Origin of the sequence: Planomonospora alba (assembly GCF_039534085.1) — a bacterium.
GTDB lineage: Bacteria > Actinomycetota > Actinomycetes > Streptosporangiales > Streptosporangiaceae > Planomonospora_B > Planomonospora_B alba.
On the sequence record NZ_BAAAUT010000082.1, the window covers coordinates 1 to 23,056 of the forward strand.

The 23,056-nt window shown below is 74.6% G+C and carries 21 protein-coding genes; 12 read left to right on the top strand and 9 right to left on the bottom strand.

What is annotated here, in order from left to right; translation table 11 throughout:
• Positions 1 to 44 precede the first annotated feature (44 nt).
• On the bottom strand, positions 45 to 1,040 hold the full coding sequence (locus tag ABD823_RS31535; protein WP_344866050.1) for a LysR family transcriptional regulator: 996 nt from the start codon (positions 1,038 to 1,040) through the stop codon (positions 45 to 47).
• A gap of 156 nt (positions 1,041 to 1,196) precedes the next feature.
• Here ABD823_RS31535 and ABD823_RS31540 point away from each other — a divergent pair, with 156 nt between their 5' ends.
• Positions 1,197 to 1,412: a DUF6158 family protein gene (locus tag ABD823_RS31540; protein ID WP_344866052.1), complete on the top strand. Its 216-nt coding sequence runs from the start codon at positions 1,197 to 1,199 to the stop codon at positions 1,410 to 1,412.
• 86 nt (positions 1,413 to 1,498) lie between these two features.
• On the top strand, positions 1,499 to 1,738 hold the full coding sequence (locus ABD823_RS31545; RefSeq protein ID WP_344866054.1) for a hypothetical protein: 240 nt from the start codon (positions 1,499 to 1,501) through the stop codon (positions 1,736 to 1,738).
• A 93-nt stretch (positions 1,739 to 1,831) separates the two neighbouring features.
• On the opposite strand, the gene ABD823_RS31550 is transcribed toward ABD823_RS31545, so the two are convergent.
• Entirely contained in the window at positions 1,832 to 2,458 is a 627-nt protein-coding gene (locus tag ABD823_RS31550; RefSeq protein ID WP_344866056.1) for a P-loop nucleotide/nucleoside kinase family protein, read from the bottom strand.
• Positions 2,449 to 3,084, bottom strand: coding sequence for a patatin-like phospholipase family protein (locus ABD823_RS31555; RefSeq protein WP_344866058.1), 636 nt, complete (start codon positions 3,082 to 3,084; stop codon positions 2,449 to 2,451). The genes ABD823_RS31550 and ABD823_RS31555 overlap by 10 nt, the downstream gene beginning before the upstream one ends.
• 123 nt (positions 3,085 to 3,207) lie before the next feature.
• Here ABD823_RS31555 and soxR point away from each other — a divergent pair, with 123 nt between their 5' ends.
• From soxR to ABD823_RS31580, 5 genes are all read left to right on the top strand, one after another.
• Positions 3,208 to 3,744 carry a redox-sensitive transcriptional activator SoxR gene (gene soxR / locus ABD823_RS31560; RefSeq protein ID WP_344866060.1) on the top strand — a complete coding sequence of 179 codons (537 nt, stop codon included), beginning with the start codon at positions 3,208 to 3,210 and terminating at the stop codon, positions 3,742 to 3,744.
• Positions 3,745 to 3,942: 198 nt separating this feature from the next.
• The gene (locus ABD823_RS31565) at positions 3,943 to 6,903 is read left to right on the top strand and encodes a cellulose binding domain-containing protein (RefSeq protein ID WP_344866062.1); all 2,961 of its coding nucleotides are present in this window, start codon (positions 3,943 to 3,945) and stop codon (positions 6,901 to 6,903) included.
• 211 nt (positions 6,904 to 7,114) lie between these two features.
• The gene (locus ABD823_RS31570) at positions 7,115 to 7,627 is read left to right on the top strand and encodes a TIGR02611 family protein (RefSeq protein WP_344866064.1); all 513 of its coding nucleotides are present in this window, start codon (positions 7,115 to 7,117) and stop codon (positions 7,625 to 7,627) included.
• Between the two features lie 34 nt (positions 7,628 to 7,661).
• Entirely contained in the window at positions 7,662 to 8,672 is a 1,011-nt protein-coding gene (locus ABD823_RS31575) for a pentapeptide repeat-containing protein (RefSeq protein ID WP_344866066.1), read from the top strand.
• A gap of 157 nt (positions 8,673 to 8,829) precedes the next feature.
• Positions 8,830 to 9,825 carry a hypothetical protein gene (locus ABD823_RS31580; RefSeq protein WP_344866068.1) on the top strand — a complete coding sequence of 332 codons (996 nt, stop codon included), beginning with the start codon at positions 8,830 to 8,832 and terminating at the stop codon, positions 9,823 to 9,825.
• A 148-nt stretch (positions 9,826 to 9,973) separates the two neighbouring features.
• Here the strand turns inward: ABD823_RS31580 and ABD823_RS31585 are convergent, their stop codons facing one another.
• Complete coding sequence (locus ABD823_RS31585) at positions 9,974 to 10,294, bottom strand: GroES family chaperonin (RefSeq protein WP_344866070.1); 321 nt, start codon at positions 10,292 to 10,294, stop codon at positions 9,974 to 9,976.
• Positions 10,295 to 10,400: 106 nt separating this feature from the next.
• Here ABD823_RS31585 and ABD823_RS31590 point away from each other — a divergent pair, with 106 nt between their 5' ends.
• Together ABD823_RS31590 and ABD823_RS31595 are read left to right on the top strand one after the other, a co-directional pair.
• On the top strand, positions 10,401 to 12,020 hold the full coding sequence (locus ABD823_RS31590; protein ID WP_344866072.1) for a DUF885 domain-containing protein: 1,620 nt from the start codon (positions 10,401 to 10,403) through the stop codon (positions 12,018 to 12,020).
• A gap of 231 nt (positions 12,021 to 12,251) precedes the next feature.
• Positions 12,252 to 14,780, top strand: a complete 2,529-nt coding sequence (locus tag ABD823_RS31595; protein WP_344866074.1) for a penicillin acylase family protein — start codon at positions 12,252 to 12,254, stop codon at positions 14,778 to 14,780.
• A 139-nt stretch (positions 14,781 to 14,919) separates the two neighbouring features.
• Here ABD823_RS31595 and ABD823_RS31600 read toward each other — a convergent pair whose 3' ends face one another.
• The 5 genes from ABD823_RS31600 to ABD823_RS31620 form a co-directional block, all read right to left on the bottom strand.
• Positions 14,920 to 15,714, bottom strand: a complete 795-nt coding sequence (locus ABD823_RS31600) for an ABC transporter ATP-binding protein (RefSeq protein ID WP_344866077.1) — start codon at positions 15,712 to 15,714, stop codon at positions 14,920 to 14,922.
• Complete coding sequence (locus ABD823_RS31605; protein WP_344866079.1) at positions 15,711 to 16,721, bottom strand: FecCD family ABC transporter permease; 1,011 nt, start codon at positions 16,719 to 16,721, stop codon at positions 15,711 to 15,713. The genes ABD823_RS31600 and ABD823_RS31605 overlap by 4 nt, the downstream gene beginning before the upstream one ends.
• Positions 16,722 to 16,765: 44 nt before the next feature.
• Positions 16,766 to 17,905: a FecCD family ABC transporter permease gene (locus ABD823_RS31610; protein WP_344866081.1), complete on the bottom strand. Its 1,140-nt coding sequence runs from the start codon at positions 17,903 to 17,905 to the stop codon at positions 16,766 to 16,768.
• Positions 17,906 to 17,986: 81 nt separating this feature from the next.
• On the bottom strand, positions 17,987 to 20,404 hold the full coding sequence (locus ABD823_RS31615) for a helicase-associated domain-containing protein (RefSeq protein WP_344866083.1): 2,418 nt from the start codon (positions 20,402 to 20,404) through the stop codon (positions 17,987 to 17,989).
• A gap of 418 nt (positions 20,405 to 20,822) precedes the next feature.
• Positions 20,823 to 21,365, bottom strand: coding sequence for an ATP-binding protein (locus tag ABD823_RS31620; protein WP_344866085.1), 543 nt, complete (start codon positions 21,363 to 21,365; stop codon positions 20,823 to 20,825).
• A 184-nt stretch (positions 21,366 to 21,549) separates the two neighbouring features.
• On the opposite strand from ABD823_RS31620, the gene ABD823_RS31625 reads away from it, so the two are divergent.
• The 3 genes from ABD823_RS31625 to ABD823_RS31635 all read left to right on the top strand — a co-directional run bounded on the left by ABD823_RS31625 (position 21,550) and on the right by ABD823_RS31635 (position 23,029).
• A complete protein-coding gene (locus ABD823_RS31625; protein ID WP_425566690.1) occupies positions 21,550 to 22,410 on the top strand; it encodes a helix-turn-helix domain-containing protein in 861 nt (286 codons plus the stop codon).
• Positions 22,411 to 22,647: a DUF397 domain-containing protein gene (locus ABD823_RS31630; protein WP_344866087.1), complete on the top strand. Its 237-nt coding sequence runs from the start codon at positions 22,411 to 22,413 to the stop codon at positions 22,645 to 22,647. It abuts the gene before it with no gap.
• A 124-nt stretch (positions 22,648 to 22,771) separates the two neighbouring features.
• Entirely contained in the window at positions 22,772 to 23,029 is a 258-nt protein-coding gene (locus ABD823_RS31635) for a hypothetical protein (protein ID WP_344866089.1), read from the top strand.
• The last annotated feature ends 27 nt before the right edge of the window (positions 23,030 to 23,056 follow it).

Genomic DNA, 23,056 nt, shown 5'->3' on the forward strand with positions numbered 1-23,056 from the left:
GGCGGTGGGCCCGCGGTGGTCGGCGGGCCCGCGACCGGGCGGGGTCACGAGGGGGTGCCGAGGACCTGAGGGGCGGCGTCGGGGTCCTGCGGGAGGAGGCCGGAGGAGCCGGCCAGCCAGTCGGCGTACCGCCTGCTCCGCCGTACGGCGTCGGCATGGGCGGCCCGGGCGTGCTCGGCGATGAGCGGGGCGACCCGGGCGACGGGCGACTCCGGGTGCCAGCCGAGCAGGTGCCGCCAGCGCAGCGGGGCCCCGGCCAGCGGCATCAGCCCCAGTCCCACGGCGGGCTGGAAGGTCGCCTGGCAGAGCGCGAGGGCGCGGCCGATCATGGCCAGGTGGATGCACGTGTTCACGTCGCTCTCGTAGACGGTCTTCGGCGTGAACCCGGCCCGGGCGCAGGCCGCGGCGAAGCAGTCGCCGAAGCAGCCGTCCCCGGGAGCGGCCGCCCACTCCTCGTCGGCCAGTTCGCCCAGCTCCACCTCCCTCCGGCCCGCCAGCGGGTGGTCGTCGCTGAGCATCACGAAGACCGGGTCCACCGCGACGGTCACCCAGGTGACGGGCCCGTCCACCGGCGGCGGGCTGTCCCCGCAGGCGCCGATGATCGCGAAGTCCAGCCGGCCGGTGGTGAGCATCGTGTTCAGCTCCCTGGCCGACCAGGAGGTGTAGGTCGTCACCGGTGTCGACGGCCATGCGGTCATGAGCCGGTCCACCAGCCCTCCCAGGATCGGTCCGTTGGTGGCGCCGAGGCGGTAGCGGGGGATCCCCCCGCCGGCGTTGGCGAACCGCACGGCCTCCTCCTGGAGCTCCCGGGCGGCGGGCAGCAGCACCCGCGCCCGGGCCAGCACCAGCTCTCCGAGGGGCGTGGGTCTGGCGCCGTTGTGGTCGCGGTCGAAGAGGGTGCCTCCCAGCACCCGCTCGATCCGCTTGAGCTGCGCGGTCAGCGCAGGCTGGGCCAGCCCGAGGTGGGTGGCCGCCTTGGTGACGCTCCCGGCCTCGGCGACCGCGCGCACGATCCTGAGGTGTCGGAGCTCTAGATCCATACCGGGAAGGTAAGGCCCTCCCGGTATGGCCGCAATGAGAACATGTCATGAAATCTGACTCATTTTCGTGGAACCGTTCCAATATGAGCCGTACCGCCCCGCGCGCCGGGGCGGAGGTGAGGAGCCGCCCTGGCGGGGTAGGCGGATCCCATGACGATGGGAATCGATCCTAAGGACCTGCCCGAGGACGACCTGGTGCGCGAGCTGCGCCAGCTCCACGCGACCCGCACGGACACGTTCCTGCACGGCTCCGCCGACGCGCTCGCCAACCACACCACGCGGACCGAGGAGCTCGAGGAGGAGTACCTCCGCCGCCACCCCGAGCGCCAGGTCGATCCCGAGCGGCTGCGCGAGGGCGCCCGGCAGCGCTGAGCCGTCCGCCTCCCGCGTCCGCGGGAGGCGGACGGACCCGGCCGGTCGCCCCGGAGCCGGCGGTTGTTCTTGAAGGAGGTACGGCCATGCGGCACGATGCCCGCGACGTGCAGACCCTGTCACTCGACGACATGACCGTCTACGAGGCGGTGGCCTATCTCGCCGTGGACGGCCGCGTCGCCGAGACGGCGGACGTGGCCCACGTGGCGGACCTGCCCGAGGAGAAGGTGCGCAGCAGCCTCGCCGTCCTGGTGGAGAAGGGCTGCGTCGAGCCCCGGGGCGGCGCCCACGTCCTGGGCCCGCACGACTGGGAGGTCGAGCACTGACGGACCGGCCGGGCGGGTCGCCGGCCGGAGGACGGCGCGGCGGCGTGCCGCGCAGGCCCGGCCGCCTGTGCCCGCGGCGCGCCCCGGCCGCCGCTACCCGCCCGGCCGGTCCGTCCTGCGGCGTGCCGGTGCCGGTGCCGTGGCCCGGCGGGCCCGGGCCACGGCCCGTTCCGCCTGCTCGCCGAGGCCCGGGGCGCCGGGGCGGTTGTCGATCTCGGTGTGCGGGACCGCCGGCGGCTCGTCCACCCGGATCACCCGCAGGTATTCGTCGAAACGGGCCAGTTTGCCGGCGTCCCTGGCCAGGCCGCGCCGCGCCAGGCGGGCGCGGAGGGTGGGGCCGTCGGAGCGCACCCAGACCAGGTGGACCGGGGGCCCGCCCAGCTCGGCGACCCAGGCCGACCACAGGTCCGCGTCGTGCACCTGGGAGGTGAAGGGCCCGTCGAGCATGACGGGGCAGCCGTGGGAGCGGATCTGCCGGGCCAGCGCGGTCAGGCCCCCGTACTCGTAGCGCTTGACGTGCTCGTCGTACCAGGGGCCCTCGCGCTCGCCGGGGTCGCGGCCGGCGGCGCGCAGGGTGGCCGCCACGAAGCCGCCGTAGGCGGTGTCCTTGTCCAGCAGGGCGGGCACCGGGTCGAGCCGGGCCAGCAGGGCCGCGGCCACGGTCGACTTGCCCGCGCCCGGCGGCCCGCTGACGATCCACACGGGCGCGTTCAGCGCCATGCCTCGCGCACGCTCCCGGCGACGGCCGGGGCCTGGGCGAGGCCGGCGTCGAAGGCGGGGCGCCACAGGGACGGGTCGAGGACGTCGACGCCGAAGACCGCGACGGCCGCCTCGTCGGGGCCCACGTGGACGACCTCGGCGCCGCCGAGCCCGGCGGTCTCCGCCGCCAGGGCCGCGCGCGGGGTGAGGTGCGCCAGCGGCTCCACGACCACCACGGCGGAGCAGCCCTCGGCCAGGTCGGCGTTGGTCGTCGAGCGGACCCCGCCGTCCATGTAGCGGCGCCCGTTGATCTCCACCGGCGGGAACACGCCGGGCACGGCGCAGCTGGAGGCGACCGCGGAGACCAGCGGGACCCCGGAGTCCCGCTCCCAGACGGTGAACTCCCCGGTGGCGGTGTCGACCGCGGGCACGGTCGCCCGGGGCTCCGCGTCCGCCTGCGCGGCGACCGCGCTCTCCAGGTCCGCCCCGGCGGCCACGAGCGCGCCCACCACCGACCCGGCGGACGTGCCGACCACCAGGTCCGCCTCGCCCAGGTCCGCTCCCTCGCGCCGCAGACCGGTGATGATCCCGGCCTCCCAGCCGATCCCCGCGATGCCTCCGCCGCCCAGCACCAGTGCTCTCGTCATGGGTCCATTCCTATCCTGCCGCCGGGTCCGGGCGGCCCCGGGCCCCGCCGGGCGGACGCGGCGCCGGAGGGCCCGGCCGCCCCTCCCGGAGGAAACCTCGATATTGCTTCAGGTCGGGTTAGGATGGGCCCCGTGTCCCAGAGCACGGAACTCACCGTCGGCCAGCTGGCCGCCCGCAGCGGGGTCGCGGTCTCGGCCCTGCACTTCTACGAGGCCAAGGGTCTGATCCGCAGCCGCCGCACGGCGGGCAACCAGCGCCGCTACACCCGCGACACCCTGCGCAGGATCGCCTTCATCCGGGCCTCCCAGCGGGTCGGCATCCCCCTGAGGACGATCCAGCACGCCCTGTCCGCGCTGCCGGACGGGCGCACCCCGAACCGGGAGGACTGGGCCCGGCTCTCCGCGCTGTGGCGGAGCGAGCTGGACGACCGGATCCGCCAGCTCCAGCGCCTGCGCGACGGCCTGACCGAGTGCATCGGCTGCGGCTGCCTGTCCCTGGACCGCTGCGCGCTGGCCAACCCGGACGACGTGCTCGCCTCGCGCGGCCCGGGCTCGCGCCTGCTGGTCGGGCCGGAGGCGGAGCGGGGGGAGGCCGGGAAGGGCCCGGCGGGCGGACCCGGGGGGCCGCGCATGTGCGCGCCGGAGCCCTCCGGGGCGTGAACGGTGTGAAAATTACATCGGCGTCCCCGCACCACCTGGCTTTTGTTGGTTGACCGTTCAAACTTATTGACGGTCCCGGGGCGGTCGTGTGAGCCTGCGGGCGCTCATGCACGCGCATCGCGGGCGGTCGAAGGTCGGGTTCCCGCTCCCTGATCGTGCATGGCGGTCTGTCCATTGCTCTGCGGAGGGAAGCCGTACATGCGAAGAAGACTGTTCAGCGTGCTCGCCGCCGCGGCGGTGACGTGCGCGGCGGTCGGCACGGCCGTCACGGGCGGGGCCGCCTCGGCCACCGCGCGGGCCGCGGCTCCGGCGACTGCGGTCCAGGCCACCCTGGCCGCCGCCGAGACGAACGAGTGGAAGAACGTCCGGATCGACGGCGGCGGGTTCGTGCCGGGGATCATCTTCAACCAGAAGGAGAAGAACCTCGTCTACGCCCGCACCGACATCGGCGGCGCCTACCGGTGGGATCAGGCCGCCAAGAGCTGGATCCCGCTGCTCGACTGGGTCGGCTGGGACAAGTGGGGCTACAACGGCGTGGTGAGCCTGGCCACCGACCCGGTGGACCCCGACCGCGTCTACGTCGCCGCCGGGATGTACACCAACGACTGGGATCCCAACAAGGGCGCGATCCTGCGCTCGGCCGACCGGGGGAAGACCTGGAAGGTCACCGAGCTGCCCTTCAAGCTCGGCGGCAACATGCCCGGCCGGGGCATGGGCGAGCGGCTGGCCGTCGACCCCAACGACAATAAGATCCTCTACCTGGGTGCGCCCGAGGGCAACGGCCTGTGGCGCAGCACCGACTCCGGCGCCACCTGGGCCAAGGTCGCGAGCTTCCCGAACCCCGGGAACTACGCCCAGGACCCCGCCGACCCGAACGGCTACCTGAACCACCGGCCCGGCGTGGTCTGGGTGACCTTCGACCCGGCCTCGTCGTCGGCCGGCGCGGCCACGAAGAAGATCTACGTCGGCGTCGCCGACAAGGAGAACACGGTCTACAGCTCCTCCGACGCCGGCGCGACCTGGACCCGCGTCGCCGGGCAGCCGACCGGCTACATCGCGCACAAGGGCGTGCTGGACCACACCAGCGGCACCCTCTACATCGCCACCAGCGACACCGGCGGGCCGTACGACGGCGGCAAGGGCGACGTGTGGAAGCTCGACACGAAGACCGGCGCGTGGACGCGGATCAGCCCCGTCCCGTCCGACTCGCCGGACGCCTACTACGGCTACAGCGGCCTGACGATCGACCGGCAGAAGCCCGGCACCATCATGGTCGCCACCCAGATCTCCTGGTGGCCCGACGTGGTCTTCTTCCGCTCCACCGACGGCGGGGCGACCTGGACCCGCATCTGGGACTGGGGCGCCTACCCCGAGCGGACCAAGCGCTACACGATGGACATCTCCTCCGCGCCGTGGCTGACCTTCGGGACGAACCCGCAGCCGCCGGAGGAGACGCCCAAGCTCGGCTGGATGACCGAGTCGCTGGAGATCGACCCGTTCGACTCCGACCGGATGATGTACGGCACCGGCGCCACGATCTACGGCACCGAGGACCTCACGAAGTGGGACGACGGAGGGAAGATCACCATCAAGCCGATGGTGAGGGGCCTGGAGGAGACCGCGGTCCTCGACCTGATCAGCCCGCCCAGCGGCCCGCCCCTGGTCAGCGCCCTCGGCGACATCGCCGGCTTCCGCCACACCGACCTGGGCAAGGTCCCGGCGATGATGTTCACCGCCCCCAACTTCACCTCGACCACCAGCCTCGACTACGCCGAGACCAGCCCGAACATCATGGTCCGCGCGGGCAACTTCACCGACGCCGATCGGCCGAACGACAGCCACGTGGCCTTCTCCACCGACGGCGGCGCCAACTGGTTCCAGGGCACCGAGCCGGGCGGGATCAACGAGGGCGGCACCGTCGCGGCGGCGGCCGACGGCTCCCGGTTCGTCTGGGCGCCCAAGGGCGTGGCCGTCCACCACTCCGTCGGCTTCGGCAACAGCTGGACCGCCTCGACCGGCATCCCGACGGGCGCCGTGGTCGAGTCCGACCGGGTGAACGCCAGGAGGTTCTACGGCTTCAGCGGCGGGAGGTTCTACGCCAGCACCGACGGCGGCGCCACGTTCGCGGCCACCGCCGCGACCGGCCTGCCGGCCGAGGGCGACGTCAAGTTCAAGGCCGTGCCCGGCCGGGAGGGCCACATCTGGCTCGCCGGAACCAGCGGCCTGTTCCGCTCCACCGACGGCGGCGCCTCCTTCACCAAGCTCTCCGGCGTCACGAGCGCGGTGAACGTCGGCTTCGGCAAGGCCGCCGAGGGCCGCTCCCACCAGGCGGTCTACACGGTCGCCACGATCGCCGGCGTGACCGGCGTCTTCCGTTCCGACGACACCGGCGCCACCTGGGTCCGCGTCAACGACGACCGGCACCAGTACGGCAACATGGGCGAGGCCCTGACCGGCGACCCGCGGATCTACGGCCGCGTCTACCTCGGCACCAACGGCCGCGGCATCGTCTACGCCGACACCGGCGGCGGCACCACCCCGCCCCCGGACGACACCACCGCGCCGTCCAGGCCCGGCACGCCCGCCGCCTCGGCGATCACCTCGACCGGCGCCACCCTGACCTGGGCGGCCTCCACCGACGAGGTCGGCGTGGAGGGCTACGACGTCTACCGCGAGGCCGGCGCGACGGACGTGAAGGCCGGCTCGGCCTCCGCGACCTCGTTCACCCTCACCGGGCTGACGGCCGACACCTCCTACACCTACTACGTCGTGGCCCGCGACGCCGCGGGCAACGCCTCCGACCCCTCCGACCCGGTGACCTTCAAGACCACCGCCGGCGGCGGGAACGGCGAGGGCGGCTGCGCCGCGACCTACAGGATCGCCAACTCCTGGCCCGGCGGCTTCCAGGGCGAGGTGACGGTGAAGAACACCGGCACCGCGGCGATCACCTCCTGGACGGTGAAGTGGACCTTCCCCGACGGCCAGAAGATCACCCAGCTCTGGAGCGGCGAGCACACCCAGACCGGGGCGGACGTCACCGTCAGGAACGCGGGCTGGAACGGCAGGTTGAACGCCGGCGCCTCCACCTCCTTCGGCTTCGGCGCGAGCTGGACCGGAGCCAACGGGGTACCCGCCACCGTCACCTGCACCGCCGGCTGACCCGGCCTCCCGAGAGGAGAGAGCAGACCTCGTCCGAAGGAACCGGCCGGATCGGGTGAACCGATCCGCGCTGCCGGGACTCTCACCGAAAGGCCGACCGGCCCGGCCCCGTGCCCTCCCAGGGTACGAGGCCGGGTCTCGTCCGCTGGGAGGACCGCAGCTCACCTGCGCCCGCCTATCCTGGAACGGAACCGACTGCATGGGGGAGTGCGTGGCGATCTCAGACGGGGTGAAGGACACCCCGGACGGAACCGACGGCGGGGGGCCGGGGGACGGCCGCCCGGCCGGGACCGGCGACGCCGAGGCGATGAAGGCCGAGGCCGCCGAACGCTCGCCCATCCGCTCCGGCCTGCACGGCAGGCTGGACGCCATCCGGGCCACCCGCACCGGCCGCCTCACCCTGAAGATCGTCATCGGCACGATCGGCGGCGTGCTGGTCGCCGCAGGGCTCGTCATGGTGCCCTTCCCCGGCCCCGGCTGGGCGGTCGTCTTCGCCGGCCTCGCGGTGCTCGCCCTGGAGTTCCACTGGGCCCACAAGCTGCTGGAGTTCGGCAAGCGGACCCTGTCCGCCTGGGTCGCCTGGCTGTCCCGGCAGAACCTCGCGGTCAAGGGCCTGGTCGTCCTGACCGCCGCCGCGACCGCCGGCGCCATCGTCTACTTCGGCCTGCGGCTCAGCTTCGGCCTCGACCTCCTCGTCGAGGCGCAGAAACTCCTCATCCGCTGACCGCGGCCGCCCCGCCACAGGAAGACCACGCACCTTGCCCGAGCGACACGAGCACCCCGCCTCCGAGCGGCCCACCGCGCCCCGGCCCGGCGGCCCGGACGCCGGCGCCCTGCGCGCCGACTGCGAGCGCTGCTTCGCGCTGTGCTGCGTCGCCCCGGCCTTCGCCGCCTCGGCGGACTTCGCCATCGACAAGCCCGCCGGGCGGGCCTGCCCCAACCTCCAGCAGGACTTCCGCTGCGGCATCCACCGCGACCTGCGGAAGAAGGGCTTCACCGGCTGCACGGTCTTCGACTGCTTCGGCGCCGGGCAGCAGGTCTCCCAGGTCACCTTCAACGGCGAGGACTGGCGGCGGAACCCGGGCACCGCGCGGCGGATGTTCGAGGTGTTCGCGGTCATGCGCCAGATCCACGAGCTGCTGTGGTACCTCACCGAGGCGCTGGCGCTGCCGGCGGCCCGCCCGCTCCACGGAGAGCTCGCCCTCCTGCGCGACGAGACCGCGCGCATGGCGGCCGGCGACCCGGACGCCGTCCTGGCCGTGGACCTGGCCGGGCACCGGAGCCGGGTGAACGAGCTGCTGCTGGGAGCGAGCGAGCTGGTGCGGGCCGAGGTGCCGGGCGCGAGGAAGGACCGCCGCAAGGAGCGCAGGGGGGCCGACCTCATCGGGGCCGACCTGCGGGGCGCCGACCTGCGGGGCGCCAGCCTGCGCGGGGCCTACCTCATCGGGGCCGACCTGCGCGGAGCGGACCTGCGGACGGCCGATCTCATCGGGGCCGACCTGCGCGACGCCGACCTGCGGGGCGCCGACCTCACCGGGAGCGTCTTCCTCATCCAGTCGCAGCTCGACGCGGCCAGGGGCGACGCGGGCACGAGGATCCCGCCGTCGCTCACCCGCCCGGCGCACTGGGGGACCGGTACGGAGCGCGCCGCGGGACCGGCACGCGCCGCCGACCGGCGGGCGGGCGCGTCCGGGGGCCGGGGGAGCGGTGCCCGGCGCGCCGGGGACCGGGCCCGCGGCGGCGGCCGGAACGCCGGTCCGCGTCGCTGACCCGCGCCCGGTCCGCGGCGCCGGCCCGTACCCGTACCGGGTCCGCGGCGCCGGCCCGTACCCGGCCTGCGGCGCCGGCCCGGTCCTTGTCCGCTCTGCCGATTCGTTATAGATCTCGAATCATGAGGATCTTCCGGCCTAGGCTGCGGTCGTGCCCATGACCCGGCCCCTGACCCGGCCCGCGACTCGCGGGATCCGCCCGCTGCTCCGCGGCGCGGCCGTCGCGGCCGCGCTGACCGCGGCGGCGCCCCTGGCCGCGCACGCCGCCGTCCCGGGCGGCCCGGCCGCGCACACCGCCGCGCCGGCGGACATCCGGCTGCCCGGCACCTCGGCGACCGTGCGCGAGGACACCGCCGACCCGGCCCGGGTGACCGCCTACAGCCTCAAGGGCGCGGTCTACCTGCGCCGGGGCGGCGCCTTCGTGAAGAGGCCCGGCGACGCCGAGATCACCGTCGCCCCGAAGGGGGCCAGGGCGCTGGCCGTCCCGGCCTCCTACGACGCGGGCCACGACTCGGTCGTCCTCCTCGACGTCGCGACGGGCAGGGGCACCCGCATCCGGACCGTGCGCAAGCCCCTGGTCGCCAACTCCGCCCGCTGGTCGCGCACGGCGGACAAGGCCGTGCTGACCGTGCGGAGGAAGGCCGGCACGCGCTGGGAGACCACCGGGTTCGTGATCGTCGACGCGACCGCCCGGACCGCGCGGCAGGTGAGCCCGCAGGGACTGGACGGGAGCGCGGTCTTCCACTGGAGCCCCGACGGCACCGAGGTCGTGGCCGGATACCGGGGCGGCACCCGCTTCTACGGCCTGGACGGCTCGATCCGGCGGACCCTGGCGGGGACGGGCGTGCCGATCGGCGGCGAGGACGCCTTCTCCCCGTCGGGCCGCCGCCTGGCGACGTGGTGCCCGGCCGCCCGCACCGAGCACGTCTGCGTCTGGGAGCGGGCCACCGGCAGGCCCGCCGCCCGGCTGGCCGTCCGGCCGGAGAGCATGTGGGGCTGGTGGGACGAGAGGCGCCTGGTGGCGGTCCTCGCCTCCGGCGGCGCCCACCGCGCCGTCCTGGTCGACCTGAAGGGGACCCCGGTGCGCACGCTCGCCGCGTTCTCCGCCGCCGACTGGGAGAAGAAGATCTATCTCAGCTACACCCGCAAGTGATCCCCCGGCGGGGGCCGCCCGGTCCCGGCGGGGCGCGATGGGGACCGGGGCGCCGCGGGAAGCGGGCCGGGAGGCGGTCCCCCGGCGATCCCCCGGCCCGGGCCGCCGCGGGCCTGCGGCCGGGCGGGACCGGAGGCGGCCGGGCGGGTCAGAGGTAGAGGCCGGTGCCGTTGTCGGTCTGCTGGGTGGCGATGGCGTGCAGGTCGCGCTCGCGCATGACCAGGTAGGTCTGGCCGTGGATCTCGACCTCGTACTGGTCCTCGGGGTTGAACAGGACCTTGTCGCCGACCTTCACCGCGCGCGCGTTGGCGCCGACGCCGCAGACCTGGCCCCAGACGAGCCGGTTGGCCATCTTGACGGTCGCCGGGATCACGATGCCCGCGGTGCTGCGCCGTTCCTCGGACTCCTGCTCGATCTTGACCATGACGCGGTCGTGGAGCATCTGGATCTCGAACTTGGGGTCAGCCACAGCAGCAGTTTACGAGACGGGCGGGGCTTCCCCGGCTGCCGCGGGGCCGCAATCCGTCCGTCCGGTGAATCCCCGGTGTCACCGGAGCGGAGTAGGCTCGCCGCCCATGACGGACAACTCCCCCGATTCTTCCCAGTTGATCGACGATTTCATCGACTGGTACCTGGACGAGAACCCCGTCCAGGCCGCCCTCGCCGGTGCGCCGGGCCGGGACCGGACCCTCGGCGACTTCACCGAGGCGGGCATCCTCGCCCGCGAGGCGGAGTCCCGCCGCCGGCTGGAGCGGCTGGAGGCCGCGGAGGGCGGGGGGTTCGAGGAGCGCATCGACCGCGAACTGATCGCGTCCACGCTCCGCGGCTCGCTCGCCTACGCGGACTGGCCCTCCTGGCGGCGCGACCCGTCCTACTACGTCGGCCCGGTCTTCGCCTCCATGTTCGGCCCCTTCCTGCACCGGCTGGCCCCCGAGGCCGAGCTGGTGGACGCCGCCGTGGCGCGGCTGGCGGAGGTGCCGGGCGTGCTGGCGGCCTGCCGGGCGAACCTCGACCCCGGGCTGGCGGCCCCGCTGCTGGTCGAGCGGGGGCTCGGCCAGGCGCGGACCGGACGGCGCTTCCTCACCGTGACCGTCCCCGGCCTGGTCGCCGACGAGAAGCTGCGCGCCCGCCTCGCCGAGGCGGCCGCGGCCGCGGCGGCGGCCTTCGACGCCCTGGTGGAGTTCCTCGACGGGTTCGAGGCCGCCGGGAGCTGGCGGATGGGCGAGGAGCTCTACTCCCGGCTGCTGCGCGAGCGCGAGCTGCTCGGCTACGGGGCGGGCGAGCTGCGCGAGCGCGGGCGGGCCGCCTACGACGAGCTCGACGCGGAGATGCGCGAGGTGGCCCGGCGCCTGACCGGCGGCTCCGACGACTGGCACGCGGCCATCACCGCGCTCCAGGACGACCACGCGCCGACCCTGGAGGCCATGCGCGCCGAGTACGAGGCGGAGACCGAGCGGGCCCGGCGGTTCGTGCGCGAGCGCGGCCTGGTGACCTTCGCCGAGGGCGAGGAGTGCCGGGTGGTGCCGTCGCCGGAGTTCCAGCGGCCCGTGCTCGCCGTCGCCTCCTACATGCAGCCGCCGCCGCTGTCGGCCTCCCGGATCGGGCACTTCTTCGTGCCGTTCACGCCCGAGTCCTTCACCGAGGAGCAGGTCCGCCAGCGGCTGCGCACCAACGCCCGGGCGCAGATGCCCTCCATCGCGGTGCACGAGGCCTACCCCGGCCACCACTGGCACCTGTCCTGGATGGCGGGCAACCCCCGGCGGGCCCGCAAACTCTTCCGCACGCCGTACTTCGCCGAGGGCTGGGCGCTGTACGTGGAGAAGGTCATGCGCGAGGAGGGCTACTTCACCACCCCCGCCCAGGAGCTGGCGCACCTGGAGTTCCGGCTCTTCCGCGCGGCCCGCATCATCGTGGACACCTCGCTGCACTGCGGGGACATGAGCATCGAGGAGGCCGAGCACTTCATGACCACGAAGTCCTCGCTCACCCCGGGCACCGCGAAGGGCGAGGTCAACCGCTACTGCGCCTGGCCCACCCAGGCGCCGTCCTACCTGACCGGGGCGCTGGAGATCGACCGCATCCGCGCCGACTACCTGGCCGCGGGCCGGGGCGACCTGCGGACCTTCCACGACACCCTGGCCGGGTCCGGCGGCCTGCCGCTCGGCCTGGCCCGCCGGGTGGCCCTGGAGGGGTAGCCGCGCCTTCCGGACCGTGCCGGACACCGGCCGCCGGACCGCGCCGGACCGTGCCGGACACCGGCCGCCGGACCGCGCCGGACACCGCCCGGCGCCCGCCTCCCGCGGGCGCCGGGCCCGCTCCCCGGAGGCGGAGCGCCGAGTCCGAAAAGCTACCTGCAGGTAACCGAAGTCACACGAGTGCTCCTCACAATCGGTAGGGCGTCATTTGTGCGATGAAAGGTCGTCTCCGTGCGGATCGCTCCGTTCGCCCGTCTGTCCCGCCCGCTCCGCTGGGCGGCCCGGTCCCTCACCGTCCTCCTCGTCCTGGTGCTCCTGCTCGCCGCCGCGGCGGTCTGGACGGTCCGCCGCTCCTTCCCCCAGCTGTCCGGGGAGATCCGCCTGCCGGGCCTGGCGGCCCCCGTGACCGTGCACCGCGACGGGTACGGCGTCCCGCACATCTACGCCGACACCCCCGGCGACCTGCTGAAGGCCCAGGGCTACGTGCACGCCCAGGACCGCTTCTGGGAGATGGACTTCCGCCGCAAGACCACCGCGGGCCGCCTGTCGGAGCTGTTCGGCGCCTCGACCCTGGAGGTCGACAAGGTCGTGCGGACCCTCGGCTGGCGGCGCACCGCCGAGGCCGAGTTCGCCGTCCTCAGGCCGGAGACCCGCCAGGCGCTGGAGGACTACGCGGCCGGCGTGAACGCCTGGATGGAGCAGAACGACGGTTTCGCGGCCAGGAGCCTCGAGTACGGCGTGCTCAAGCTCACCGCCGCCGGCTACGAACCCGAGCCCTGGACCCCGGCCGACTCCCTGGCCTGGCTCAAGGCCATGGCCTGGGACCTGCGCTCCAACATGGAGGCCGAGCTGGACCGGGCGCTGGTCGCGGCCAGGCTCCCCGCCGAGCGGGCCGCGCAGCTCTACCCGGGCTACCCGTTCGACCGGCACCGGCCGATCGTGACCGCCGGCGCGCCCGCCGCCGAGGAGCCCAAGGGCGGCCGACCGGTCGAGGCGGGGGCCGCGGCCGAGGCGCTGGACGAGGTCGCGGCGCTGGTGGACGCCGCCCCCTCCCTCCTCGGGACCGCCGGCGGCGACCCGGCCGGGATCGGCTCCAACTCCTGGGTGGTGGGCGGCGCGCACACCGCCACCGGCAAGCCGCTGCTGGCCAACGACCCGCACCTCGGCCCCCGGCTCCCGTCGATCTGGTACCAGGCCGGGCTGCACTGCCGTACCAAGAGCGCGGCCTGCCCCTACGACGTGGCCGGCTACACCTTCGCGGGACTGCCCGGCGTCGTCATCGGCCACAACGACAAGATCGCCTGGGGGTTCACCAACCTCGCCCCCGACGTCACCGACCTGTACCTGGAGCGCACCCGGGGCGACACCGCCCTCGCCGGGGAGACCTGGGAGCCGATGCGGGTGCGCACCGAGCGGATCGAGGTGGCCGGAGGCGAGACGGTCGAGCTGAAGGTCCGCACGACCCGGCACGGCCCGATCGTCTCCGGCGTGCTCGGCGACGCCCGCGAGGCCGTGCCCGGTGCCGCGGCGCGCCTGGGCGAGAAGGCCGAGGGCCTGGAGGTGGCGCTGCGCTGGACCGCGCTCGACCCCGGCCGGACCGCCGACGCGATCCTGCTGATGAACCGGGCGACGGACTTCGAGGAGTTCCGCGAGGGCGCGTCCTTCTTCGAGGCCCCCGCGCAGAACCTGGTCTACGCCGACACCGCCGGGAACATCGGCTACCAGGCCCCCGGGAAGATCCCGGTCCGCGCGCAGGGCGACGGCACCATGCCCGTGCCCGGCTGGACCGGGAAGCACGAGTGGACCGGCTTCGTCCCGTTCGAGAAGCTGCCGTCCGTCTACAACCCGCCGGAGGGCTACATCGTCACCGCCAACAACGCGGTCGTGCGCCCGAGCGACGAGCTGTTCCTGACCGAGGACTGGTCGCACGGCTACCGCTCCCAGCGGATCGTGGAGCGGATCGAGGAGGAGACCGCCGAGGGCGAGGTCACCTCCGAGACGATGCGCGCCCTGCTGATGGACGACCGCAACAACCTCGCCCCGGTCCTCGTCCCGCACCTGCTCCGCCTCGGCGCCCCCAACGACACGCTCAAGGGCTGGGACTTCGGCCAGGGCCGCGACTCGGCCGGGGCCGCCTACTTCAACGCCGTCTGGCGCCACCTGCTCGCCCGGACCTTCGAGGACGAGCTGACCGGCCCCGTCCGGCCCGGCGGCAACGACCGCTGGTACGAGGTGGTCCGCGCGCTCCTGGACGCGCCCGAGGACCCCTTCTGGGACGACGTGCGCACCAAGAACGCCACCGAGCGCCGCGACGACATGCTGAAGGCGGCGATGGGCGACGCCGACGCCGAGCTGCGCGAGCGGCTGGGCGACGACCCGGCGGCGTGGGCCTGGGGCGACCTGCACACCCTGGACCTGACCCACGAGACCTTCGGCACCAGCGGCATCGCGCCGGTCGAGTGGCTGTTCAACCGGGGACCGCTGCGCACCTCCGGCGGCAAGGACACCGTGAACGCCACCGGGTGGGACACCGGCGCCGGATACCAGGTCAACTGGGTGCCGTCGATGCGCATGGTGGTGGACCTGGCCGACCTGGACCGGTCGGAGTGGATCAACCTGACCGGCGCCTCCGGCCACGCCTTCCACGCCAACTACGACGACCAGGCCGAACTCTGGGCGGACGGCAGGCTCACCCCGATGCGCTTCACCGAGCCCGCCGTACGGCGGGCCGCCCGCAACACGCTCACCCTCACTCCGTGACCGCGGGACCGGCCGGGTGCCCGGGAGGGCGCCCGGCCGGCGGGGACGGGCCGCCCTGTGCGCTCCGGGGCCCGGGCCGCGGCCCGGCCGGGACCGCGCGGGACCGGGGCCGTGCGCGACCGGAGCCGCGCCGGCCGGGTCAGGCCGTGGCGCGGGCGCGGCGGCGGGCCTCGGGGACGATCAGCGGGGTGCCGCTCTGCGGGTCGGCGATGATCTCGCAGCGCAGGTCGAAGACCTCCCGGACCAGCTCGGCGGTGACGATCTCCGCGGGATCGCCCTCGGCGACGATCCGGCCCGCGCGCATCACGATCAGGTGGGTGGCGTAGCGGCAGGCCTGGTTGAGGTCGTGCAGCACCGCGACCAGGGTCCGGCCCTGCTCGTGCAGGTCGGCGCAGAGGTCGAGGACCTCGATCTGGTGGGCGATGTCGAGGAAGGTCGTCGGCTCGTCCAGCAGCAGGATCGGGGTCTCCTGGGCCAGCGCCATGGCCAGCCAGACGCGCTGGCGCTGGCCGCCGGAGAGCTCGTCCACGCACCGGTCGGCCAGGTCGGCCACCCCGGTCGCCGCCATGGCCGAGGCCACCGCCGTCTCGTCCTCCTTCGACCACTGCCGCATCAGCCGCTGGTGCGGGTAGCGGCCCCGGCCGACCAGGTCGGCGACGGTGATGCCCTCGGGCACCACCGCGGTCTGCGGGAGCAGGCCGAGGCGGCGGGCGACCTCCTTGGACGGGAGCGAGGTGATCAGCGAGCCGTCGAGGTGGACCGCCCCGGCGCGGGGCTTGAGCATGCGGGCCAGCGCCCGCAGCGTGGTGGACTTGCCGCACGCGTTCGGCCCGATGATCACCGTGAAGGAGCCGTCCGGGATCGCCACGTCCAGGCCGGTGGCGATCACGCGGTCGTCGTAGGAGAGCGTCAGTCCGCTGCCGTGCAGTCTCACCGTCGTTCCTTCCGGAGCATGAACACCAGGTACGTGCCGCCGATCGCGGCGGTCATGATCCCCACGGGCAGCTGGGTCGGCGCCAGCAGGCGCTGCGCGGCGAGGTCGGCCGTCACCAGCAGGACCGCGCCCATCAGGGCGGAGGAGAGCATGGTGACGCCGGGGGAGCGGGTGAGCCTGCGGGCGAGCTGCGGGGCCGCCATCGCGACGAAGACCACCGGGCCGGCGGCGGCGGTGGCGACGCCGCACAGCAGCACCCCCGCGGTGACGGCGGCGGCGCGCACCGGCTCGACCCGGATGCCGACGGCGCGGGCGGAGTCGTCGCCCATCTCCATCATCCGCAGCGGGCGGGAGACCAGCGCGCAGACCGGCAGGAGCAGCGCCAGGGCGGCGGCCACGGGGAGCGCGTGGTCCCAGCCGCGCCCGCTCAGGCTGCCGGTGAGCCAGGCGCCCGCGGTGGCCGCGTCGTTGATGTTGGCGCGGGTCAGCAGGTACCAGTCGGCGGAGGTGAGCAGCGCGCTGACGCCGATGCCGACGAGGATCAGCCGGTGGGTCTGCACCCCGTTCCGGAACGCCAGCGCGTAGACCAGCAGCGCGCAGGCCACGCAGCCGAGCAGCGAGCCGCCCGCGATCTGCCAGGCGGAGCCGCCCAGCACGACCGCGACGATGCCGCCGGTCGCGGCGCCGGCGGTGAACCCGATGAAGTCGGGGCTGCCCAGCGGGTTCCGGGTGAGGCTCTGGAAGATCGCCCCGCTCAGTCCGAAGGCCGCGCCGACCAGCAGGCCGGTCACGACCCGGGGCGCGCGGAGCCTGCCGACGATGAGCTCGGCGGCCGGGGTGCCCCGGCCGAGGACCGCGTCGACGATGTCGGGGACGGGGACGGTGAACTCGCCGGTCGACAGGGCGACCAGGCTGACGGCGACGCCCGCCGCGACGAGCGCGGCGCCGGCGCCGAGGCCGCGCGGGGAGAGCCGCAGCGACCAGGGGCCGATACGCAGGACGGTCATGGCGCGGTGTCCCCCGGGGGCGGTCGGGGCGGTCTGGGCGGTCGTCATAGGGCGGCGAGCCTCCGGCGCCGGGCGAGCAGGATGAACACCGGCGCGCCGACGAGGGCCCACATGATGCCGACCTGGATCTCGCCGGGCCGGGCGACGACCCGGCCGAGGATGTCGGCGCCGAGCAGCACCACGGGGGTGAACACGGCGGTGTACGGCAGCAGCCAGCGCTGGTCGGGGCCGCACGCGGCGCGCACCGCGTGCGGCACGACCAGCCCGACGAACCACAGCGGCCCGACGGCGGCGGTGGCGGAGCCGCAGAGCAGGGTGATGGCGAGCGCGGTCAGCCCCCGGGTGCGGGCGATGTCCACGCCCAGGGAGCGTCCCGCCTCGTCGCCCAGCGCCAGCGCGTTGAGGGGCCAGGCCAGCAGCAGGCCGAGGGCCAGCCCGGCGAGCATGAACGGCGCCAGCCGGACGGCGACCTCGGCGCTGGCTCCGGCCAGCGACCCGGTCAGCCAGAACCGCATCCGGTCGAAGGTGGCGCTGTCGGCCCGCAGGATCGCCGAGGAGGCCGCCTGGAAGACCATGCCCAGGGCCACGCCCGCCAGCGCCAGCCGTACCGGGCTCGCGCCGGACCGCCCCGCCGAGCCCAGCGCGTACACCATGACGGCGGCGAGCGCCGCCCCGGCGAAGGCGAACCAGACGTAGGCGGCCGGGTCGGAGATGCCGAGCAGGCCCAGCGCGACGGCGACGCCGAGCGCGGCGCCGTTGTTGACGCCGAGCAGGCCGGGGTCGGCGAGCGGGTTGCGGGTGAGCGCCTGCATCAGCGCCCCGGCCAGGCCGAGGGCCGCGCCCACCCCGACGCCGAGCAGCGTGCGCGGCACGCGCACGTCCCGGACCACGATGTGGTCGGTGGAGCCGTCGAAGGCGGTCAGCGCGTCCAGCACGGTGGAGAACGGGACCGAGCGGGAGCCCACCGCGACGCCCGCCAGCACCAGCAGGACCAGCACGCACAGGCCGACCGCCAGTCCGGCGGCCAGCAGGGCGGGTCCGCGTCTGCGCGGCGCCTGCGCGCCGTCCCCTCCGCCGGCCCCTGCGCCGGTCCTCGCGCCGGGCGCTGTGCCGGCCCCCGCGGTGGCCCCTGTGCCGGTCCCCGCGTCGCCCGAGGCGACCGCGACCTCGTCGGCCGTGCCCAACGGGCCCCCTTTCTCCCCATATGCGATGCGCTTAGGCAAGGCTAATCTAATCAGAGAGTGTTCGGAGGGGCCGGGCGCGGTTCAGGCGTAGGCGCCGCGGACCTCGACGATGTCGGCCAGCGGGAACTCCAGATAGTCCCCGGCCTCCTCGCACCAGGCGTCGAGCACGCCGCTGCGCAGCTCGCCGTGGCTGATGGTGGCGGTCAGCCCGTCGGCCAGGGTGATCGCCGCCCGTACGCCGCGGTCCACCACGAAGCCGAGCAGGGACTGCTGGGCGGTCGGCAGCCGGGAGGCCATGCGCCCGATGACCGCCCAGGTACGGCCGGCGGGCCTGCGGTCCTCGCCGTCCGCGGTGAGCAGCCGCCGCGCGTGCTCGCGGGGGTCGGGCGCCGGTTCGACCAGCGGGTGGGCGGGCTGCTCCAGCTCGGCCACCCGCCCGCCGGGCAGCAGGATCAGCCGGCCGCCCTGCGGTTCCTCGGCCCGGGTCCGGCGGACCGTGATCCCACCGCCGGTCCCGCCGCCGTCCTCGACCGGCACCGGGGCGTAGCCGCTGTCGCGGAGCGCGGCCAGGGTGCGGTCGGCGGGCACCGGACTGGCCAGCACGGTCGGGGCGAGCAGCCGCAGGCCCAGCCGGGCCAGCCGCCGGTGGGCGGCGATCTCGGCCAGCAGCGCCGGGTCCGCCGCCTGCACGATGCAGGCGACGGTGGTCACGGTGACCTCGCCGTGCCGCCTGGCCACGTCGCGCACGAGGTACTCCAAGGGCTGGGGCACCGCGCCCACCTCGGCGAGGTCGGCCAGCAGTTCGTCGGGGCGGTGTCCGGCGTCCAGGGCGCGGCGCACGCTCGCCGGGGAGAAGCGCCAGACCGAGGCGGTGCCGCGCGACTCGCGGTCGGCGGCCCGGTCCAGCAGCTCGGCGAGCTCCGCCGAGGGCGGCCCGGTCACCACCGCCGTCAGGTCCGCGCCGAACAGGGCGCTCCGCCGTACGGCGGCCAGGGCCCGGGTGGAGCACTCCACCAGGGCCGGGTCGTGCTCGACGCGCGGGCAGGAGTCGTCGTTCTCGCCGCCGGCCTCGCCGTCCAGGGCGGCCAGGGCGCGGCCCAGGTCGGTGATCGCGTCGTGGGCGACCAGGCCGAGCAGCCGGGCCTCCTCCAGCACCCCCGGGGCGCACCGGGCCAGCAGCTCCCGGTCCAGGAGCGGGGCGTGCCAGTGGGCGAGGCGGACCAGGCCGTCGGTGTCGGAGCAGGCCGTGTCCGCCGGGAGGCGGGCCAGCATGCCGAGCACCGTCCGGCGGATCCGGGCCACCGCGGCCCCCGCGGGGTCGTCGCCGAGGAGCGTGCCGTACTTGCCGCCGGTCCGGCGCAGCGACGAGCGCTCCATCCGCCACCAGGCCGCCAGCAGCACCCGGAGCCGGGCCGGGGCGTCGTCCAGCCGCCAGCGGTCGAACCGGTCGGTGGGCACCAGCCCGCCGGCGGACTCGTCCCAGGCCAGCAGGCGGGCCACCGCGCACACCTCCAGCAGCAGCCGGGTCTCGTCCTCGTCGCAGCCGGTCTCCCTGGCCACCCGGCGGACCTCGCGCACGCCGACCCCGCCCGACTTGAGCAGCGGCAGCGGGGTCTTGGCGGTGTTCTCCAGCAGTGCGGCGCAGCGCTCGACCACGTGCGGGGCGGCCAGCGTCATCAGATGGTCCACGCTCTCGGGGTCCACCGGCAGCGTGGCGAGGTCGGGCGGCTCGGGCGTGAAGGGCGGGCGGTAGTCGGGGCCGCGCAGGGCCAGCGCCACCTCCCTCGGCATCTCGGCCACGTTCCAGCTGGTGCGGAAGAGCAGGCCGTGGTCGGCGGCCCACTTCTCCGGCGAGCCCGGCACGACGAACCGGCCGCCGTCCACCTGGTGGACGGGGCCGTCCCAGACGAAGTCCTCCAGCATCCGGGCGGTGCCCTCCGGGGCCCGGTCCAGCAGGGCGGCGACCCGGGCCGGGTCCCCCAGCACCCCCATGGCCGCGGAGACCATGCGCCGCTTGGGGCCCGGCGGCAGGCCGAGCGCGCGGGTCAGCGCCCGCAGGGCGTCCGCGCTGACCGTCCAGGAGTCGAGGTAGTGGCCGAGCGGCTCACCGAGCCCGCAGGGGGCCGTCCACCAGCGGGCGAGCGCGCCGAGCACCCGGATCCGGCCCTCGCCGTCCGGCCAGGCCAGGGCGTGGTCGGCCAGCAGGTCCAGCCAGGGCGTCAGCTCCGCCTCCGGCACCCCGAGGAAGCGGGCGAGTCCTGCGGCGTCGCACCCGCCGTCCTCCTCTCCCCGGGCCAGGGCGGCCTCCACGACCTCCAGCGCCGGCAGCGGGAGACCGCGCAGGGCCTCCATCACGGCGAAGCCGCCGCCCAGCCGCTGCGCCAGGGTGCTCAGGCGGCGGGGCCACGGAGGGGCGATGGCGTCCGGCCGGTTGGCCAGGATCCGGGCGAGTCTTTCCTCGTCGAGGGTCTTCAACCAGCCGAGCAGGTGATCGTCCATCTCGCAGCTCTCTTACGGAATCTCGCGTGGGGACTCTCCGTGAGCCATGGCCCTCAACGGTAATGCAGAAGACATCCCGGCTGGGGGTGCACCACGCAGAACGCGACGAGCTTGGCCGAACGGGCGCGGTGCGGCGCTCGGAGGTGGTCACCGGCCCCGGGTCCGGCGACGGGGGAGTGCCGGACCCGGGACCGGTGGGGCGCCAGAAGAGGGGAAGAGGCGGCGCCTTTTTCGGGGAAGGCTCGGATTATCTCAAAAGGGCGCGGTCAACGCGCCGGGATGCCGGGCCCGCGCGCGGGCCCGGGCCTCGGGGTTGGAGTTCCGGGGTCGGGGGTCTCGTTCCGCCGCCCGGCGGGCGGCGCGGAGGGTGTCGGGGGGGCGTGCCGGGGTCCGGCCGGCCGGTGGGCGGCGGCCGGGGTCAGGGCCGTAGGACGGCCCAGACGATTTTGCCGTACGGAGCCAGCGGTGCCCAGCCCCAGCGGAGGCTCAGCGACTCGACGATGTGCAGTCCGAGCCCGCCGATCTCGAGCGGGGAGGGCTCGCGGAGGGCCGGCGTGCCCGCGCCAGGGTCGTTGAGCGCGCACACCACCAGGTCGCCCCGGCGGATCAGCGAGAGCCTGACGGGTTCGCGGCCGCGCGAGGACGGGGCCAGCCGCAGGCCGTGCCGCAGGGCGTTGGTGGCCAGCTCGGAGACGACGAGCCCCATGTTCTCGCTCAGCTCGTCGAGCCGCCAGCCGGCGAGCGTCCCGGCCGCGAAGCTGCGCGCGCAGTGGACCGACTCGGCCTGCGGAGGGAGCACGAAGGTGGCGCTGGCCGCGGCGGGGGCGGCCACGGGGGAGCCGGTGGGCGGGGTCAGGAGGTCGCGCGCCGGGTCGGGCCACCAGCCGACGGGCGGCCACCAGTCGAGCGCCGTCCAGGAGGGGCGGACCGGCACGGTTTGGGCGGACTGCACACGGATCATGATGGACCGAACTCCTGTGCATGTGCAAGAGCGGATGCACGTGCACAAGGCGGGTGCAGCCGCTACGGTTACCCCTGATTCGGTAAGCCGGAAGGAAAGGGGATCCTGTCTGCGGGCGGGGAGATCCCGGGCCGCGAAGTGACACACTGTTGATCAGGAAGCGAGCAAGGAGCACCACGTGTCCATGGACCCGCCGGGTACCGGTTCCACCGTTCGGCGCATCATGCTCGGCGCGAGCCTGCGCCGCCTGCGTGAGGAGAAAGGGCTCACCCGCGAGGCCGCCGGATTCCACATCCGCGCCTCCGAGTCCAAGATCAGCCGTATGGAACTGGGCCGCGTGGGCTTCAAGACGCGGGACGTGGAGGACCTGCTCACTCTGTACGGCGTGCTCGACAACGCGGAGCGGCGCAGCCTGCTGGAGATGGTCCGCGAGGCGAACACCCCCGGCTGGTGGCACAAGTACGGCGATCTGCTGCCGAACTGGTTCGCCACCTACGTGGGGCTGGAGGAGGCGGCGAGCGTGATCCGCACCTACGAGGTGCAGTTCGTTCCCGGCCTGCTGCAGACGTCGTCCTACGCGCGCACCGTGATCCGGCTGGGCTACCCGGACGTGCCCGACGCCGAGATCGAGCGCCGCGTGCACATGCGCATGCAGCGGCAGGAACGCCTGGCGAAGAAGGACGGCCTCCGCCTGTGGGCCGTCATCGACGAGGCGGCGCTGAAGCGGCCGATCGGAGGCAGGGAGACCATGCGTGAGCAGCTCCGGCACCTGCTGGAGGTGGCCACGCTGCCCAACATCACCATCCAGGTGATGCCCTTCCGGTTCGGCATGCACGCGGCCGAGGGCGGCGCGTTCAGCATCCTGCGATTCCCCCAGTCCGACCTGTCGGACGTCGTCTACGTCGAGCAGCTCTGGGGTGCCCTCTACCTGGACAAACGTGAGGACGTCGACCCCTATCTCACGGCCATGGAGCAGCTGTGCGTGGAGAGCACCACGCCCGGGGGCACCGCCGAGATCCTCGGCGACCTTCTCAGAGAGATCTAAATGAAGCACACCTACAACGGCATGCCGGCCACGGACCTGGCCGGGGCCCGCTGGCGCAAGAGCCGGTACAGCAACTCGACGGGCAACTGCGTGGAGCTCGCCGAGCTGCCGGACGGCAGCGTCGCCGTCCGCAACTCCCGTTTTCCCGACGGGCCCGCCCTGATCTACACCCGCGACGAGATCCGTGCGCTGGTGCTCGGGGTCAAGGACGGGGAGTTCGACAGCCTGACGGTGTAACACCGTTTTTACATCCGGGCGCCCATGGTTAACCCGCGGGCCCCTGCGGCGTAACAGACGGAGCGGGCGGTCTGGGCAGAGTTCGGGTCACACTCACTTGGGGGGCTCGAACATGACGGACCAGATGACCCTGTATCCCGTGGCCGACGACGTGCTGTTCGCACCGGGCGGCCGCGTGGTGATCCGCACCTACGGCGTCGCCCGGGCGGGCGCGGCCGGCGGCGGGAGCGCTCCGGTGGCCTACCGCACCTGGGTCACCGGACTGCGCGACCAGCCCCGCTACTGGCGCTGGGGCCACTTCGAGGACGCCTGCCGCGGTCACCGCCGGGTCATCGAATGGCTGACCGGCCGGGGGCCGCTGCCCGCCGCGGTGGCCGCCTGACCGGCGCCCCGCGCGGCCGGGGCCTTC